This is a genomic window from Devosia geojensis (genome assembly GCF_000969415.1).
GTDB lineage: Bacteria > Pseudomonadota > Alphaproteobacteria > Rhizobiales > Devosiaceae > Devosia > Devosia geojensis.
Window position 1 is genome coordinate 1 of record NZ_JZEX01000083.1, and the last position, 16470, is coordinate 16470.

Genomic DNA, 16470 nt, shown 5'->3' on the forward strand with positions numbered 1-16470 from the left:
CCCCCAACCCCCGATGTCGTTCCCGCCCCGGATCAACCCATCCTGAGATGGCCGACAGCCGCAAGATGTGTGGATGGGCAGGAAGGGAGTGAGGCCGCTCTCACCGCCCATGGATGCGTTCAGGGCTGGTTCCCGGCTTTCGCCGGGATGACAGCCTGTGGGAAGGCACGATGGGTGCCACACTCCTTGATCTCCCTCTGCAGGAGGAAGGGGGATCGGCTTCCTGCTCGCGAAGCGTCCCAGCGTCATGTGAGCGATTCTCGAGAACCTTCGTGAAAACAATTGCCTTGCGCAACCGGGGGCTTAAGCTCGCGTTAAGTTCCGGACCATAACTTTGCCGCAAAGCGTCGCGGCACGTGGAACCAGCGGGGAAATGGGGTGCAGACGGAAGACGCCGGAAGCCTCAGCGAAATGGCCGAGGCGCTGCTCCTCGATGCGGCGCTGGAAAACATTCCCTACGGTTTTTGCGTCTGGAGCCCCCAGTTCCGCCTTGTCATGTGGAACAAGCACTACCGCGAGATCTACGGGTTCCCCGCCGACGCCATCCGCCGCGGCATGACGCTGGAGGAGGTCGTCGCCCTCTCCCACAGGCTCGGCAACCACCCGGACCAGAGCTCGGCCGAGTTCTACGAAGCCTATTCGGCCGCTCTTCTGGCCAACAAGGGCGGCACGCGCCACAAGAGCCAGGAAATCGTGCATGGCGGACGCGTCATCGAGACCGCACACGTCTATTCGCCGGCGCTCGGCTGGGTCGTCACCCACGAGGACGTGACCGACGAGATCGCCCGCGACGAGATGATCCAGAAGCGCAAGCTCGAGCTCGAGCGGCAGAACATCCGGCTGGACGCGGCGGTCAACAACATCTCGCAGGGCCTGTGCATGTTCGATCCGCGCGGGCGGCTCGTCATCTGCAACCAGCCCTACGCCAAGATCTACAACCTGCCCGAGCACCTCCTCAAACCCGGCACCCTCCTGGAAGACATCCTCTCGCACCTCTTCGACATCGGCATGTCGGCTGGTGGCAGCCGCGAGGAATACGTCGCCTGGCGGCGCGAGGTCATCGCGCGGCGCGAGTACGGCAAGAACATCCACGAACTCAACGGGCGCATCATCATGATGCAGCACCACCCGATGAAGGACGGCGGTTGGGTTTCGACGCACGAGGACATCACCGAGCAGCGCCAGAACGAGGCGCGCATCCGGCACCTCGCCCGCCACGACGCGCTGACCGACCTGCCCAACCGCATCCAGTTTCTCGAGGAGATGACGAGCGTCGAGGGCGCCATCAAGCGCGGCGAAAAGGCGGCCGTCCTCTATATCGACCTCGATCATTTCAAGACGGTCAACGACACACTGGGCCACGCGATCGGTGATGAGCTGATCAAGCAGGCGGCCGTGCGCCTCTGGGGCACGACGCGCGAGAGCGACGTGCTGGCGCGGCTCGGGGGCGACGAGTTCGCCCTGCTGCTGCGTCCGATCGCGAGCGAAGCGGACGCAGCCAAGGTCGCCGACCGGATCATCAAGGCCATCGCCTCGCCGTTCAAGATCGCCAGCCACCAGATCGACATCGGCGTTTCGGTCGGCATCGCCATTGCGCCCACCGACGGCGACAAAACCGATACCCTCATCAAGAACGCGGACCTCGCCCTCTACAAGGCCAAAGCCGACGGGCGCTCCACCTACCATTTCTTCGAGCCGGGGATGGACGCCGAGCTGCAGCAGCGGCGCGCCATCGAGGCAGGCCTGCGCTCGGCGCTCGCCAAGGGGGAACTGCGCCTCGTCTACCAGCCGCTGCTGGGGCTCGCCGAGAACCGCGTCACCTGCGTCGAGGCGCTGCTGCGCTGGGATCATGAGGGGCGCACCATCTCGCCGGTCGAGTTCATTCCCGTCGCCGAGGAGACGGGCCTGATCGTGCCGATCGGCGAATGGGTGCTGCGTGAAGCCTGCAAGGCGGCCGCCGCCTGGCCGGGGAACGTGCGCGTCGCCGTCAACCTCTCGGCTATCCAGTTCAAGAACCGCGATCTCGTGGCCATGGTCGAATCCGCCCTGACCGACGCCGAGCTTTCCCCCACCCGTCTCGAGCTCGAGATCACCGAAAGCCTGCTGCTGGCCGAGAACGAGCAGATCCTCAAGACCCTGCACGCGCTGCGCACGCTCGGGGTGCGCATCTCCATGGACGATTTCGGCACCGGCTACTCGTCGCTGTCGTACCTGCGCTCGTTCCCGTTCGACAAGATCAAGATCGACCGCTCGTTCATGCGCGACCTGACCAAGCGCAGCGATAGCCTGGCCATCATCAAGGCGGTCATCGGGCTCGGCCAGAGCCTGGGCATGTCGACCACCGCCGAGGGCATCGAAACGCAGGAGCAGCTCGATCTGATGCGCGCCCACGGGTGCGACGAGGTGCAGGGTTTCCTCTTCTCCCCGCCCCTGGTGCCGCCGGCGCTGGAAAAGCTCCTTGGCACGGATCAGGCCAAGAAACTCACCGTCATAAAGCGTGCCTCCTGATCGATTCCGAACGCATGAACGGGTCGGCTCCCCTCCCACTTGAAGTGGAGGGGCTGGGGGGTCCATCAGCGGACTGCCGCACTACCCCACCCTCGATCCCTCCCCTCAAGGGGGGCGAAGGAGCCGCGGAGAGATTTTGAAAGAGGGAGGAACGTCATGCGCCCGCAGCAGTATTCGCGCCTGAAGGCGATCGCGCAGCGCTGGTCGCGCCGGCCGGAAGAGGCCGACGACCTGGTGCAGGACGCGCTGCTCGAGGCGGTGCGTCAGGAGCGTGATCTATCGGTGCCCGAGAACCTAAGCTGGGCCGCGGGGATCGTGCGCAACCGGGCGAGGATGGCCGCCCGCGGCGCCGGGCGCCGCCGCCGGCGCGAAACCGCCTGGCAATCGCTCTCGCCCGAAGCCGGCGAGGCTGATGCGCCCGTCGATGCCGCAAGCATCCTCGAGGGCCTGCCGCGCTCGCTGAAGGCCGTGGCGGCGCTCGCGCTTTCCGGCCACAACCGGCGCGAGATCGCCTATCTCCTCGACCTGCCCGACACGGCGCTGCGCCAGCGCATCTCGGCGTTGCGGCGCACGTTGAAGCAGAAGGGCGTCGCGATGCCGGCGGGGTTCCCCGGCCTCAACCTCGACCTCGCTTACGGACACATCCGCGATTGCCTGCTGCCCGAACTGATCCGACAGGGCGGGATCTTTGCCGCCCACGATCCGGACGGGCATCTTTTCGTCGTCACGCGCTCACGAAAAGGCTGATCGCGGCAACTAGGGTGCGACACAACAAAGGGAGAATACCCATGTCCTTCAACCTGAAGCGCGCCAGCATCGTCTTTTATGTCTCGGACATCGCGCGCACCGAGCGCTTCTACAACGAGACGATGGGCTTGAACCTCGAACGGCAGGAGGGCGCCGAGCCCTTCTGGCTGTCGGGCAAGCTCGAGGACGGGCTCGACCTCGTCTTCTTCGAGATGGAGGGTAAGCGCGGCGACACGCCCGCCCTCGTCTTCGAGGTGACGGATGGGGGCATCGACGACATCGTCGAGGCCCTTGCCGCCAAGGGCGTGACCATCGTCACCCCGGTCTCGGAGGCTCCCGGAGGCTGGAGCGCCGACTTTCTGGACCCGGATGGCTTCGGCCTCGGCCTCTGGCAGGCCGAAGACAAACCGCGATCGCTGAAGTAGGGGATGTTTCGGAGCCGGCGGTTGGCCACGGTTCCCCCTCTCCCACTCGGGGGAAAGGGAGCGCCGGGGCGCGTGGCACGCGGCTTCGTCACCCCTGATGTCACCCCGGCGAAAGCCGGGGCCCATCCTGAGATGCAGCCACGGCCAAGGTTTGTGAACGCGGCAGGAAGAACACTGCCGCTCATCGCGTGCTCGTGGATGACGCCGGGGCTGGGTCCCGGCCTTCGCCGGATGACAGCCGGTGGGTGTGGGCCGACTCGTCCCACCCGCGAAGGCGGCGACCTGCCCGCGCAACCCACCCTTGCGCAAAGGCCGGCTTGTTTCTTGGGCCCCGCTATACTATGTGGCAGCACAATCGCGCCATGTGCCCGCAAAAGGGCGGCGGGGCGCCCTTGTTTCCCAGCATGGTCCGGCCGCGCGCGGCTCACGCCAGATATCGTGAGCTCCGGTTCCGGAAATCGTGCCAAAAAGACCCGAGCCCCCATGAGCCTGCGCAACATCGCCATCATCGCCCACGTCGACCATGGCAAGACCACCCTCATCGACGTGCTGCTGAAGCAGTCCGGGGTCTTCCGCGACAACCAGCGCGTCGAAGAACGCGCCATGGACAGCAACGACCTCGAGCGCGAGCGCGGCATCACCATCCTTGCCAAGGTGACCTCGCTCGTCTGGAAGGACACGCGCATCAACATCGTCGACACGCCCGGCCACGCCGATTTCGGCGGCGAGGTAGAGCGCATCCTTTCCATGGTCGATGGCGTCGTCATCCTCGTCGATGCGGCCGAAGGGCCGATGCCGCAGACCAAGTTCGTGCTCTCGAAAGCCCTGGCGCAGGGCCTGCGGCCGATCGTTGCCATCAACAAGATCGACAAGCCCGACGAGCGGCACCTCGAGGTGCTGGACGAGGTGTTCGACCTCTTCGTCGCGCTCGATGCGACCTCCGAGCAGCTCGACTTCCCGATCCTCTACGGATCGGCCAAGCAGGGCTGGATGGCCGCCGAGCCCTACGGCCCCAAGACCGACATGGGTCCCCTCCTCGACAAGGTCATCGAGCACGTGCCCGAGCCCAAGGTCGAGGACGGGCCGTTCCGCATGCTGGTCACCACCATCGAGCGCAACCCCTTCCTCGGGCGGATCCTGACCGGGCGAATCTTCTCGGGTTCGGTGAAATCCGGCGATCCCGTGCATTCGCTCTCGCGTGACGGCAAGGAAGTGGAAAAAGGGCGCGTTTCCAAGGTCCTCGCCTTCCGCGGCCTCGAGCGGCAGCCGATCGATGCGGGCGAAGCCGGCGACATCGTTGCCATCGCCGGCCTCGAGACGACGACCGTCGCCGACACCATCGCGGTGCCCGCGATCAACGAGCCGCTGCCGGCGCGCCCGATCGACCCGCCGACCCTCTCCATGACCTTCCGCATCAATGACGGGCCGCTCGCCGGGCGCGAAGGCGACAAGGTGCAGAGCCGCGTCATCTACGACAGGCTGATGCGTGAGGCGGAGGGGAACGTCGCCATCAAGATCACCCGCGGCCACGACAACGATTCGTTCGAGGTCGCCGGGCGCGGCGAACTGCAACTCGCCGTCCTCATCGAGACCATGCGGCGCGAAGGCTTCGAGCTGACCGTCGGGCGTCCGCGCGTGCTCTTTAAGGAAGAGGGGGGGCAGACGCTGGAGCCGATCGAGGAAGTCATCATCGACGTCGACGACGAGTTCACCGGCGCCGTGGTGCAGAAGCTCTCCGAGCGCAGGGGTGATCTCGTCGAGATGCGTCCCTCGGGCACCGGCCGCACGCGCCTGCGCCTCCTCGTGCCGACCCGCGCCCTCATCGGCTACCAGCCGGAACTGCTCTCGGACACCCGCGGCACGGCGATTTTCAACCGCCTGTTCCACGCCTACGAGCCGCACAAGGGCCCGCTGCCGGGCCGGCGCACGGGCGTCCTCATCTCCAATTCCAATGGGCAGGCCGTCGCCTACGCCCTCTGGAACCTGGAGGAGCGCGGCCCGATGCTGATCGACGCCGGGGTCGATGTCTACGAGGGCATGATCATCGGCGAGCACACCCGCGACAACGACCTCGAGGTCAATCCGATCAAGGGCAAGCAGCTGACCAACATCCGCACGACCAGCAAGGACGAGGCGGTGAGGCTCACCCCGCCCAAGAAGCTGAGCCTCGAGCAGTCGCTCGGCTACATCGCCGACGACGAATATGTGGAGGTGACGCCCAAGTCGATCCGCCTGCGCAAGATCTGGCTCGATCCCAACGAGCGCAAGAAGCAGATGCGGGCGGCCAAGGCCGGCTGACGCTGGTTTGCCGGCCGGTGCGCGACAATGGCGCGCACCCCTCGCCTGGGGTCGCAGTTCCTTCAGCTTTCTGGGCTAGAGCGTTCCGATGAACTGCCTTCGGCTGGGCAGGCGCAGGAACAAGGAGCACATATGAGCGAGTGGATCATCGGCGTCGTCACCGAGTGGGGCTATTTCGGCATCTTCCTTTTGATGGTGGCCGAGAACATCTTTCCGCCCATCCCCTCCGAGCTGATCATGCCCTTTGCCGGCTATGTGGCCGCGAGCGGGGAGCTCTCCTTCGCAGGCGTCCTCATCGCAGGTACCCTCGGCTCGCTCGCCGGCACTTCGGCCTGGTACGTCGCCGCCCGGCTGCTTGGGCTCGCCCGCTTCACGTGGCTGTGCAATCGCCTGGGGCGCATCGCCACCATCCAGGAAGACGACATCGACATGGCCGTGCGCTGGTTCGAGCGCTACGGACCGCTCGCCGTCTTCGTCGGTCGCCTCATCCCCGCCATCCGCACGCTGATCTCGGTGCCGGCTGGCCTTGCCGCCATGCCCGTCGGAAAATTCCTCGCCATCTCGGCGGCGGGCACGGTGCTCTGGACCGGCATCCTGACCGTTGCCGGCCTGGTGCTGCACGAGAACTATGCGACGGTCGAAGCCTGGGTCGACCCGGTCTCCATCGCCGTCGTCGTCCTCGCCGTCGTCATCTACATCTACCGGTTCGTCACCTGGAAGCCGATCAAGGATATCGGTTGAGGGCGGTTCGCAATTTGGGAGCCGTCTTGCATCCTGCAAGCGCGCGCTCTCGCAAAACGCGAGCCTTTACCGGCCGTTAACCATACCGATCCCGCAAATCCGGCCCTTCGCCTTCTGGCACGGTTCCTGCAACTGGGTGCGTATCCGGGGACTTGTTGTGCGTACCGGATGAAAGTCAGTCGATCGAGCCCCGCCGCACGACCTCGCGCGCGGGGCTCGGGCTTTCTGCGGCGCTCTTGCCGCAAGCGGTTGAACCCATTAGATAACTGCGAACGCCCTTTGCGGAGACGACCATGCGCGCCATCCTCGACATCGTTCTCATCATCCTCCAGCTCTACTGGTGGATCCTCCTGATCATGGTCGTCATGAGCTGGCTGATCTCGTTCAACGTCATCAACACGCGCAACCAGTTCGTCGCCGCCGTCTGGCGCGTCCTCAACCAGCTGACCGAGCCGCTGCTGCGCCCCATCCGCCGGATGGTGCCGAACTTTTCCGGGCTCGATATCTCCCCGATCATCCTCTTCCTGCTGATCCTGCTGGTCGAGCGGGTCATCGTCTACTACGTCTATCCCAGCGTCTTCTGAGGCCTGTCGACGGCCTCGGCGGCAGGAATCAGCAGACGCTTGCCACGCGCTCCTTGATTACGGCGAGCACCTCGTCGCCCGGACGCTTCCACCAGTTGTCCCTGGAGAAGATCTCGACCTCCTGCGGGCCGTGGAAGCCGGCGGCCTCGATCATGGCGCGAATGGCTTTCAGGTCGATGACGCCGTCGCCCATCATGCCGCGGTCGAGGAGCATGTCGGTGGTCGGCACCAGCCAGTCGCAGATGTGGTGGGCGAAAATCCGCTTCATGCGGCCGGCGCGGGCGATGGCGCGGGCAAGATAGGGGTCCCACCAGACGTGGTAGACGTCGATGGCGACGCCGACCGTCTCGCCCAGCGCCTCGCAGATGTCGAGGGCCTGGTCGATGGTGTTCACGCAGGCGCGGTCGGCCGCGTACATCGGATGCAGCGGCTCGATGGCGATCTTCACCCCCGAGGCCTTGGCGTGGGGCAGCATGGCGGCGATGCCGTCGGTCACCATCTGGCGGGCGCCGGCGATGTCCTTCGACGATTCCGGCAGTCCGCCGACCACCAGCACCAGGCAATCGGCGTTGAGGGCGGCCGCTTCGTCGATGGCGCGATGGTTGTCGTCGATGGCCTGCTGGCGGCCCTCGGCGGTCTCGGCCGGGAACATGCCGCCGCGGCACACGCCCGTGACCTGGAGCTTGTTGTCGCGCACGATCCGGGCGGCCTCGTCGAGGCCGATGGCGGCGATCTGGTCGCGCCAGGGCGAGATGGCGGTGATGCCGGCCCGCAGACACCCGTCGACCGCCTCGGCAAAGCCCCAGACCTCGCGGGTGGTGGCAAGGTTCAGCGAAATCACGGTATCGGCGCTCATGCGGCGACCCCGTGCACGGCGAGGACATCGCGCATGCGCTTCACCGCCAGCTCCGGATCGGCCAGTACCCGCGCCTTGTCGGCAAGCCGGAAGAGCTCGGCGAGATGCTGGAGCGAGCGGGTCGACTGCTGGCCGCCGATCATGGCGAAATGGTCCTGCAGGCCGTTGAGGTAGGCGAGGAACACGACGCCGGTCTTGTAGAACCGGGTCGGCGCCGCAAAGATATGGCGGCTCAGGGGAACTGTCGGTTCGAGCAGGTCGAAGAATTCGTTGTCGTTGCCGCGCCCGAGCGCGGCGAGCCCCGCCGAGGCGGCCGGCGCGATGGCATCGAAGATGCCGAGCAGGGCGTGCGAATAACCCTCGTCGTCGCCGGCGATGAGTTCGGCATAGTTGAAGTCGTCGCCGGTATACATCTTGACGCTCTCGGGGAGGCGCCGGCGCATGGCGATCTCCTTTTCGGCCGAAAGCAGTGAGATCTTGATGCCGTCAACCTTGTCGGCATTGGCGGCGATGACGTCGAGGCAGACGTCCATGGCCGCGTCGTGGTCGGCCTTGCCCCAATAGCCTTGGAGCGCCGGATCGAACATCTCGCCCAGCCAGTGGAGGATCACCGGCTGCTTCACCTGGGAGAGGATGCGGCCATAGACGCGGGCATAGTCGTCGGGGGAACTGGCGGCGGCGGCGAGCGCGCGGCTCGCCATCAGGATGACGCGCCCGCCTTCGCCCTCGACGAACCCGACCTGCTCCTCATAGGCGCGGATGATGTCGTCGATGGTCACGTCCGGGCCGGGCGCAAGGTGGTCGGTGCCCGCGCCATAGGCGATGAGCGCGTCGTCGCGGGTCTTTGCCTCGACCTGCGCGCGCCGGATCAGTTCCTGGGCTTCCGTCCAGGTCAGACCCATGCCGCGCTGGGCGGTGTCCATCGCCTCGGCAACGCCGAGGCCCAGATCCCAGAGGCGGTGGCGGAAGGCGAGGGTCCTGTCCCAGTCGATCGCCGGGGTGAGCCACGGGTCGTTCACCGCCAGGGGATCGGCGACGACGTGTGCCGCGGCAAAGGCAATGCGCGGGAAGTCGCTGGCCTTGAACTTGACGAAGGGAATGGGCTCGCCGGTCAGCGCATAGGGCGAGATCGTGCGGTCGGGATTGGGCAGGTTGATGGTCGGCATGGCGGCCTCCAAAAGGCCCCCTCACCCGGCGCTGTGCGCCGACCTCTCCCCCGAAGGGAGAGGTGAAGAGGGCACGGTGACTGGTCTTGCAACACCTCTCCCTTGGGGGAGAGGTCGGCCCCAAAAGGGGGCCGGGTGAGGGGGCCTTGGCCCCGGCTCAGAACTCCAGTTTCGGCACGTCCAGCCAGCGCCGCTCGGCCCAGCTCTTCAAGCCGAGTTCGGCGAGCTGCACGCCCTTGGCGCCCGCTTCGAGGCCATAGGGCCAGGGGGCGTCCTCGGCGATGTGCTTCAAAAACATCTCCCACTGCGCCTTGAAGCCGTTCTGGGCCGGCCAGTTGTCCGGCACCTCGGTCCAGTCGTCGAAGAAATTCATCGTCTGCTTCTGGTCGGGGTTCCAGACGGGCTTCGGGGTATTGACGCGGTGCTGCGTCCAGCAGCCGTGGAGGCCAGCGACCGCCGAACCCTCGGTGCCGTCGACCTGGAAGGTGACGAGATCGTCGCGATGGACGCGGGTCACCCAGCTCGAATTGATCTGGGCGATCACCCCGCCCTCGAGCTCGAAGGTGGCGTAGGCGGCGTCGTCCGTGTCGGCCTTGAAGCGGTTGCCCTTCTCGTCGACGCGCTCGGGGATGTGGGTGGCGCCGAGGCAGGAGACGGCCTTCACCTCGCCGAAGAGATTGTCCATCACGTAGCGCCAGTGGCAGAGCATGTCGAGGATGATGCCGCCGCCGTCGGCCTTGCGGTAGTTCCAGGAGGGGCGCTGGGCCGGCTGCCAGTCGCCCTCGAACACCCAATAGCCGAACTCACCGCGCACCGAGAGGATCTTGCCGAAGAAGCCCGAGTCGCGCAGCATCTTGAGTTTCAGAAGCCCCGGCAGGAACAATTTGTCCTGCACCACGCCGTGCTTGAGGCCCGAGGCGCGCGCTTTCCTGGCAAGATCGACCGCGACCTCGAGGTTGTCCGAAGTGGGCTTTTCGCAATAGACGTGCTTGCCGGCGGCCAGCGCCTTTTCGAGGAGTCCGGCGCGCATCAGCGTCGTGCCGGCGTCGAAGAACACCTCGTCGTCCGGGTCGGCCAGCGCCTTGTCGAGATCGGCCGACCAGCGCTTAATGTCGTACTTCTTGGCGAGCCGTTCGATCTTGTCGGCGTCGCGCCCGACGATGATCGGATCGACCACCAGCCGATCGCCATTGGCGAGCGCGATGCCGCCCTGGTCGCGGATCGCCAGGATCGAGCGCACCAGATGCTGGTTGTAGCCCATGCGCCCGGTAACCCCGTGCATGATGAGGCCAAGCCGCCGTTCCGCCATTTTCCGAAAATCCTCCCGTACTGTCCATCGGTGTAACTAGTTGGTTACTTACGTAGCCGAAGCCGGCGGGCGGCGTCAAGCGGCAGAGGGAACGGATACTTGCGTCTTTGGTCGCAGACGCCGATCCTCGGCGCGATCGACTGGAGGACAACGGCGATGCTGCGCCTTTATACCCGGTACCAGAACTCGGCCGGCGAGCGCGTGCGGATCGTGCTCAACCTCAAGGCGCTGGCCTACGAATATGTGGCGATCCCCTCGCTTTCGGACGCGGCCTATATGCGGCTCAATCCGCAGCGGCTGATGCCGGCACTCGAGGTCGACGGGCATGTCGTGACCCAATCCCTCGCCATCATCGAGCTCTTGGAGGAGCTGCATCCCGATCCGCCGGTTCTGCCGACGGACCCGTTCGCGCGCGGCCGCGCCCGCGCCTTCGCGGCGGTGATCGCGGCCGATCTCCATCCGGTGACGGTCAACCGCGTGCGGCGCTATCTCGCCGAGGAGCTGGGGGCGGACGACGCTGCCCTGGCGGCATGGTATCGGCACTGGGCGAGGTCGGCATTCGATACGCTCGAGGCGCTGCTCGCTCGCCGCGAGCGGTCGACCCGGTTCGCCTATTCCGATGCGCCCGGACTTGCGGAGGCGTGTCTCGTGCCGGCCATGCGCAACGCCCGCCGCTTTGACTGCGATCTTTCGGGCCATCCGATCCTCTGCGCCATCGACGAAGCCTGCCGCGCATTGGAGCCGTTCCGGCGCGCAGCCCCGGAAAGCCAGCCGGATTACAAACCCCGCTAGAACCCCGCCACCATCTTCAGCCCGATCAGCCCGAGGAACGTCAGGATCAGCCGGTCGAAGGCCTTGCGGCTCAGCTTTCCGGCGATGGCCTGGCCGACGGGCATGAAGACGAGGATGGGTATGAGCGCCAGCGCCCCCTCCAGCAGCCACTGCGGGCGCATGGCGCCGGCAAGCCACATGGCGGGCAGCTGCGTGACGGCGTAGACGAGGAACATGGCCGAGACCGCAAAGACGTGCGCGTCGCGCGTCAGGCTCATCGAGTGGATGAAGGTGACGCCGATGGGCGCCGAAATGCCGGTCGCGCCTTGCAATATGCCCCCGCCTGCGCCGGCCAGCGGCCCGAAACGCTTCGCGGCCGAGGGCGAGAGGGAAAGATGGGGCTTGAAGAGCCGCAGCGCCACATAGGCGAGGAGGATGATCCCGAGCGAAAGCACCAGCACGCGCTCGGGCAAGGTCGTCAGCAGCCAGACGCCCACGACGATGCCGCCGACGCCGGCGGCGAGGAAGAGCGGCAGGAAGGCCATGCGGTCCGATTTTGCCTCGGCGCGGAAGCGCCAGGTCTGCCAGGCGTTGGTGACGATCAAGGGCACGACCATCAGACCCACCGCATGGGTGAGGCCGAAAACGGCGGTCAGCACCGGCAGCGCGATCAGCGGCAGGCCCATGCCTGTCGCGCCCTTGACCACGGCGCCGGCGGCCAGCGCCAAGGCCATGACGAGATAGCTCGAAATCTCCATCGTCCCCGTATTCTCCCCCGAAGCGGCGCGTACCTTATACGGCGTTGCCGATTAACCGAACAGTTCTTTGCGGCTCGCGCCCGGCTGGCGGTCTTGTTCGCGGGCCGATGAAGGCCGCGCGAATTCGTCGGCGCCATTTCTTCACCGCACGGTTACTTAAGGGTTGACAGCCGCTTCCGTCGCGATCAGTCTTCCCCTTCAAGGGCCACAAAAAACCGGCCCGAACCATGAGGGAGGAACAACGATGATCCGTTCATCGCGATGGATATTGGCTGGCTTTGGCGTGACGCTTCTCGCCGGCACGGCGGCGCACGCCCAGGACTGGCAGCCCGACCGGCCGATCAACCTGATCGTGCCGTGGGGCGCGGGCGGCTCGACCGACCAGGTGACGCGCGTGACCGCTCCGATCCTCGGCGAGGCGCTGGGCGTCGACGTGGTGGTGGTCAACCAGCCGGGTGCCTCGGGCGCCATCGGCACGCAGGAAGTGCTCAACGCCCCCAAGGACGGCTATACCTGGACGGCGAACGCCATCGCCAACAACGCCACCTATTCGGTGACGGGGCTGCTCGAGGGCACCGATATCGACGACTGGCACATCTACCTCTCGGTCGCCAACGTACCGGTGGTCAGCGTGCCCGCCGACAGCGAGTTCGAGGATTTCGGCCAGCTGCTCGAGGCGCTGAAGACCCGCGGCACCGAGATCACGGTGGCGACAGCCGGCATCACCTCGTCGGGCGGCACGGCCATCGCCGCGCTCTCGGACGCGGGCGGGTTCGAATACAACATGATCACCTATGACGGGGGCGGGCCGGCCGCCATCGCCACCGCCTCGGGCGAGGCGATGGTCACCACGCAGCTTGCCGTCGAGCAGACCGAGCTGATCCGCGGCGGCCGCCTCAAAGCCCTTGCCGTGCTCTCGGCCGATCCGCTGGTGCTCGAGGGGGTCGAGCCGATCCCGCCGATCACCCAGTGGCTGCCCGAGATGGAGCTGGCGCCGGATTATTTCGGCATCTTCATCCCCAAGGGCGTGCCCGAGGAGGTCGTCGCCACGCTCGACAAGATCTGGGGGGAGCAGGTGATGAACTCGGAAGCGCTCCAGACCTATGCCGAGACGTTCGGCGCGGTCTTTGCACCCTCCTTCGGCGCCGAAGCGCGCGAACGCGCCATGCCGGTCGTCATTCTCGAGGCGTGCTCGTCGGTCGAGCGCGGCGAGGCGGTCAACGATCCCTCGACCATCGGCATCGACTGCGAGACCCGCACCGAGGTCGGCCAGCAGTAAGGCCTGGAGCTTTCTCCAGCAGTTGGGGCTTTCCCGTTCTCGATAAACGGGAAAGCGCTCCGGTCGGCGAGGGGGAGGGTCCCGGACTGCCGGTTTCCATCGAACAACGGGCGGGGCGCTGTCCCGCCCGGTGCATACAGGACGAACCATGCAGACCGACGCCGATACCGATGCGAGACAAGAGGGCATCCGCGCCCGCGCCGACCTGGTGACCGCCCTGGTCCTGGTGGCGCTCGGGCTCGCCGTCATCTATCTCTCCTGGACCATGCCGCGGCTCGAGGCGCGCCGCATCCATCCCTCGACCATTCCCGGCCTCGTGCCGCTGTTCCTCGGGGTGGGGCTCACTCTTCTCGGCGGGCTTCTGGCGTGGCGGTCCTGGCGCATCAAGGCGCCGGGCGGCTGGCAGGATCTGATCGGGCTCGTGAGGACGCGCGAGGCGCTGCGGATCGGTGTGATCCTGGCGCTGGCGCTCGTCCATACTCTGGTGCTGGTCGGGCTCATCCCGTTCTGGGCGGCGGCGATGCTCTTCATCTTCACGTTCATCATGGTGTTCGAGACCTGGCTCAACGAAGGCTCCGCCGATCCGGTGAAGAGCTTCATCTGGGCGCTGGCCGTCGCGGTGGTTTTCGGGGGCGGCATCTATCTCGTTTTCGAGCGCATCTTCCTCGTGCGCCTGCCCTAGGAGAGTTTGATGGAAGGCCTCATTCTCCTCGGGCAGGGCGTGGCCCACTTTCTCACCCCCTGGTCGCTGTTCAACGTCGCCTGGGCGACGCTGCTGGGCGTCACCATCGGCATCCTGCCGGGGTTGACGGCGACCATGGGCGTGGCGCTGCTGGTGACGCTCACCTACAAGATGGCGCCGGACCAGGCGATCCTGACGCTGATGTGCGTCTATCTCGGCGCGATCTACGGGGGCAGCCGCACGGCGATCCTGCTCAATATTCCCGGCACGCCCGCCAATGCCGCCGCGACCCTCGACGGGCATCCGCTCGCCCGGCAGGGCAGGGCCGGCCTCGCCATGGGCCTTGCGACCACGTCGTCGACCCTCGGCACCATGGTCGGCATCTTCTTCCTGGCCATCATCGCGCCGCTCCTTTCCGAGGCGGCGCTGAAGTTCGGCTCCTACGAATTCTTCTGGCTGGCGCTGTTCGGCGTCGTCATCTCCGGGCAGATGACCGGCAGCGACACGCCCTTGAAGGGCTACATCGCCGGCATCATCGGGCTGCTCGTCGCCATGATCGGCATGGAGACGCTCCACGCCTACCAGCGCTTCACCTTCGGCATCTCCGCGCTCGGCGGCGGCGTCGACCTCATCCCGGCCATGGTCGGGGCGTTCGGGCTCGCCGAAATCCTTTCGGCCATGAAGCGCAAGGCGGTGGGCCATATCGCGCCGGTCAACGACCGGGTGGTGCCGCGCCTGAAGGAGATCTTCCAGTACTGGCGCACCATCATCCGCTCGGGGGTCATCGGCACCTTCATCGGCATCATCCCCGGAGTGGGCGAGGATGTCGGCTCCTGGTCGTCCTACGCGGCGGCCAAGCGGGCCTCCAAGCATCCGGAGGAATTCGGCAAGGGCAGCCAGGAGGGCCTGATCGCGGCTGAAACCGGCGACAACGCGGTGGTCTCGGCCGCCATGATCCCGACGCTGACGCTCGCCATGCCCGGCTCGGCCGCGGCCGCCGTGCTGATCGCGGCGATGCTCATCCACGGCATCCGGCCCGGCCCGATGCTGATGGTCGAGAACGCGCCCTTCCTCTACCAGGTCGTGGCGATGCTGCTGCTGGCAACGCTTGCCAACCTCATCTTCGGCCTGTCGCTCACCAAGCTCTTCATCAAGGTGCTGGCCGTGCCGCGCGAGCGGCTGATGGCGGTCATCTACATCCTCTGCGTCGTCGGCTCGTTCGCCATCACCCAGCGCATGTTCGACGTCTATGTGATGCTGGTGTTCGGCGTCGTCGGGTTCCTGTTGCGCGAGATGAAGTATCCGATGGCCCCGCTGGTGCTCGGCATCGTGCTCGGAGACCTTTTGGACCTCAACCTGCGGCGAGGCCTCGCGCTCACCAACGGCGACCCGAGCCCGTTCTTTACCCGTCCGATCAGCGCTGTTATCTGCTTCGTGATCGTCCTCACCATCCTCATGTCCATTCCGGCGGTATCCAAGCGTGTCAGATCCCTCTTCAGCCGCACCGGCGCGGACGGCAGCCCGGCGCGCAGCTGACGCCGTTCCGGAAAAGCGCGCGCGCAATTCCGCCAGGACCAAGGCGGCGATCCTTTCGGCGGGGCGGGCCGAGTTCGCCGAGCGCGGCTTCGAGGGGGCGCGGGTCGACGCCATCGCCGAGCGGGCGGGGGCCAACAAGCGGCTGCTCTACCACTATTTCGGCAACAAGGAGGAACTCTACTGCGCCGTCCTCCACGACGCCTATGAGGAGATCCGGCGCGGCGAGCGGGCGCTGAGCCTCGACCAGTTCGGGCCCGTCGAAGCCATGGACCGGCTGGTGCGCTTCACCTTCCGGCATTTCCTCGCCAATCCGTGGTTCACCAAGCTCCTGTCGACCGAGAACGTCGAGAACGCGCGCTTCCTCAAGCTGCTGCCGGACATCCCGGCACTGCATTCGCCGCTCGTCGGGCAGATCCGCACCATCCTCGAGCGCGGGCACGCGGCCGGCGTCTTCCGGCGCGACGTCGACCCCATCCAGCTCTACATCTCCATCGCCGCGCTCGGCTATTTCTACGTCTCCAACATGGCGACGCTCTCGGTGATCTTCGAAAAGGACCTCTCCAGCGTCTCGATGGTGCAGGAGCGCGAGGCGCAGGCGGTGCAGATGGTGATCGATTATCTCAAGACCAAGCCGGCGTGAGGGCGCCTGCCAGGCGCGGGATCCCGGTGGGTTGGCCGAGCTGCGTGCAACTAGCGCCTTTCATGGATTAAAAGGAATCAGCGGCTCTATCGCCTCCCTCCCCCTTGAGGGGAGGGAATGAGGGTGGGGGTGGTTCAGTGTGCCGTCGATGCTTCCCCCCACCCCCAGCC

General features: G+C 66.3%; 15 protein-coding genes. 11 read left to right on the forward strand and 4 right to left on the reverse strand.

Going from position 1 to position 16470, the window contains the following annotated elements:
• Window positions 1-378 precede the first annotated feature (378 nt).
• From VE25_RS07820 to VE25_RS07845, 6 genes are all read left to right on the forward strand, one after another.
• Window positions 379-2508 carry a putative bifunctional diguanylate cyclase/phosphodiesterase gene (locus tag VE25_RS07820; RefSeq protein WP_046108056.1) on the forward strand — a complete coding sequence of 710 codons (2130 nt, stop codon included), beginning with the start codon at window positions 379-381 and terminating at the stop codon, window positions 2506-2508.
• A gap of 156 nt (window positions 2509-2664) precedes the next feature.
• The gene (locus tag VE25_RS07825) at window positions 2665-3255 is read left to right on the forward strand and encodes an RNA polymerase sigma factor (protein ID WP_046108057.1); all 591 of its coding nucleotides are present in this window, start codon (window positions 2665-2667) and stop codon (window positions 3253-3255) included.
• 41 nt (window positions 3256-3296) lie between these two features.
• Window positions 3297-3680 carry a VOC family protein gene (locus VE25_RS07830; RefSeq protein WP_046108058.1) on the forward strand — a complete coding sequence of 128 codons (384 nt, stop codon included), beginning with the start codon at window positions 3297-3299 and terminating at the stop codon, window positions 3678-3680.
• A 483-nt stretch (window positions 3681-4163) separates the two neighbouring features.
• Complete coding sequence (gene typA, locus VE25_RS07835; protein WP_046108059.1) at window positions 4164-5978, forward strand: translational GTPase TypA; 1815 nt, start codon at window positions 4164-4166, stop codon at window positions 5976-5978.
• A gap of 132 nt (window positions 5979-6110) precedes the next feature.
• Window positions 6111-6719, forward strand: coding sequence for a DedA family protein (locus VE25_RS07840; RefSeq protein WP_046108060.1), 609 nt, complete (start codon window positions 6111-6113; stop codon window positions 6717-6719).
• A 293-nt stretch (window positions 6720-7012) separates the two neighbouring features.
• Entirely contained in the window at window positions 7013-7303 is a 291-nt protein-coding gene (locus tag VE25_RS07845; protein WP_046108061.1) for a YggT family protein, read from the forward strand.
• Window positions 7304-7331: 28 nt separating this feature from the next.
• Here the strand turns inward: VE25_RS07845 and VE25_RS07850 are convergent, their stop codons facing one another.
• The 3 genes from VE25_RS07850 to VE25_RS07860 all read right to left on the reverse strand — a co-directional run bounded on the left by VE25_RS07850 (window position 7332) and on the right by VE25_RS07860 (window position 10634).
• Window positions 7332-8159 carry a sugar phosphate isomerase/epimerase family protein gene (locus tag VE25_RS07850; RefSeq protein WP_046108062.1) on the reverse strand — a complete coding sequence of 276 codons (828 nt, stop codon included), beginning with the start codon at window positions 8157-8159 and terminating at the stop codon, window positions 7332-7334.
• Window positions 8156-9325, reverse strand: coding sequence for a dihydrodipicolinate synthase family protein (locus VE25_RS07855; protein WP_046108068.1), 1170 nt, complete (start codon window positions 9323-9325; stop codon window positions 8156-8158). The genes VE25_RS07850 and VE25_RS07855 overlap by 4 nt, the downstream gene beginning before the upstream one ends.
• Before the next feature lie 157 nt (window positions 9326-9482).
• Window positions 9483-10634: a Gfo/Idh/MocA family protein gene (locus VE25_RS07860; RefSeq protein ID WP_046108063.1), complete on the reverse strand. Its 1152-nt coding sequence runs from the start codon at window positions 10632-10634 to the stop codon at window positions 9483-9485.
• A gap of 99 nt (window positions 10635-10733) precedes the next feature.
• Here VE25_RS07860 and maiA point away from each other — a divergent pair, with 99 nt between their 5' ends.
• A complete protein-coding gene (gene maiA / locus VE25_RS07865; RefSeq protein ID WP_244466882.1) occupies window positions 10734-11426 on the forward strand; it encodes a maleylacetoacetate isomerase in 693 nt (230 codons plus the stop codon).
• Here maiA and VE25_RS07870 read toward each other — a convergent pair.
• Window positions 11423-12163 (reverse strand): sulfite exporter TauE/SafE family protein, encoded by a 741-nt coding sequence (locus VE25_RS07870; protein ID WP_052731809.1) that lies wholly within the window; start codon window positions 12161-12163, stop codon window positions 11423-11425. The two genes, maiA and VE25_RS07870, sit on opposite strands and share 4 nt — an antisense overlap.
• Before the next feature lie 244 nt (window positions 12164-12407).
• On the opposite strand from VE25_RS07870, the gene VE25_RS07875 reads away from it, so the two are divergent.
• The 4 genes from VE25_RS07875 (at window position 12408) to VE25_RS07890 (ending at window position 16300) form a co-directional block, all read left to right on the forward strand.
• Complete coding sequence (locus VE25_RS07875; protein WP_046108064.1) at window positions 12408-13442, forward strand: Bug family tripartite tricarboxylate transporter substrate binding protein; 1035 nt, start codon at window positions 12408-12410, stop codon at window positions 13440-13442.
• A 148-nt stretch (window positions 13443-13590) separates the two neighbouring features.
• Entirely contained in the window at window positions 13591-14124 is a 534-nt protein-coding gene (locus VE25_RS07880; protein ID WP_046108065.1) for a tripartite tricarboxylate transporter TctB family protein, read from the forward strand.
• 9 nt (window positions 14125-14133) lie between these two features.
• Window positions 14134-15660 carry a tripartite tricarboxylate transporter permease gene (locus VE25_RS07885; protein WP_046108066.1) on the forward strand — a complete coding sequence of 509 codons (1527 nt, stop codon included), beginning with the start codon at window positions 14134-14136 and terminating at the stop codon, window positions 15658-15660.
• Window positions 15605-16300, forward strand: a complete 696-nt coding sequence (locus VE25_RS07890) for a TetR/AcrR family transcriptional regulator (RefSeq protein WP_046108067.1) — start codon at window positions 15605-15607, stop codon at window positions 16298-16300. Before VE25_RS07885 ends, VE25_RS07890 begins: the two co-directional genes overlap by 56 nt.
• Window positions 16301-16470 lie beyond the last annotated feature (170 nt).

What these genes read in the sequence shown, in the direction of transcription:
- VE25_RS07825 (WP_046108057.1), top strand. Translation starts at nt 2,665, where the DNA reads ATGCGCCCGCAGCAGTATTCGCGCCTGAAGGCGATCGCGCAGCGCTGG.
- VE25_RS07830 (WP_046108058.1), top strand. Translation starts at nt 3,297, where the DNA reads ATGTCCTTCAACCTGAAGCGCGCCAGCATCGTCTTTTATGTCTCGGAC.
- typA (WP_046108059.1), top strand. Translation starts at nt 4,164, where the DNA reads ATGAGCCTGCGCAACATCGCCATCATCGCCCACGTCGACCATGGCAAG.
- VE25_RS07840 (WP_046108060.1), top strand. Translation starts at nt 6,111, where the DNA reads ATGAGCGAGTGGATCATCGGCGTCGTCACCGAGTGGGGCTATTTCGGC.
- VE25_RS07845 (WP_046108061.1), top strand. Translation starts at nt 7,013, where the DNA reads ATGCGCGCCATCCTCGACATCGTTCTCATCATCCTCCAGCTCTACTGG.
- VE25_RS07850 (WP_046108062.1), bottom strand. Translation starts at nt 8,159, where the DNA reads ATGAGCGCCGATACCGTGATTTCGCTGAACCTTGCCACCACCCGCGAG.
- VE25_RS07855 (WP_046108068.1), bottom strand. Translation starts at nt 9,325, where the DNA reads ATGCCGACCATCAACCTGCCCAATCCCGACCGCACGATCTCGCCCTAT.
- VE25_RS07860 (WP_046108063.1), bottom strand. Translation starts at nt 10,634, where the DNA reads ATGGCGGAACGGCGGCTTGGCCTCATCATGCACGGGGTTACCGGGCGC.
- VE25_RS07870 (WP_052731809.1), bottom strand. Translation starts at nt 12,163, where the DNA reads ATGGAGATTTCGAGCTATCTCGTCATGGCCTTGGCGCTGGCCGCCGGC.
- VE25_RS07875 (WP_046108064.1), top strand. Translation starts at nt 12,408, where the DNA reads ATGATCCGTTCATCGCGATGGATATTGGCTGGCTTTGGCGTGACGCTT.
- VE25_RS07880 (WP_046108065.1), top strand. Translation starts at nt 13,591, where the DNA reads ATGCAGACCGACGCCGATACCGATGCGAGACAAGAGGGCATCCGCGCC.
- VE25_RS07885 (WP_046108066.1), top strand. Translation starts at nt 14,134, where the DNA reads ATGGAAGGCCTCATTCTCCTCGGGCAGGGCGTGGCCCACTTTCTCACC.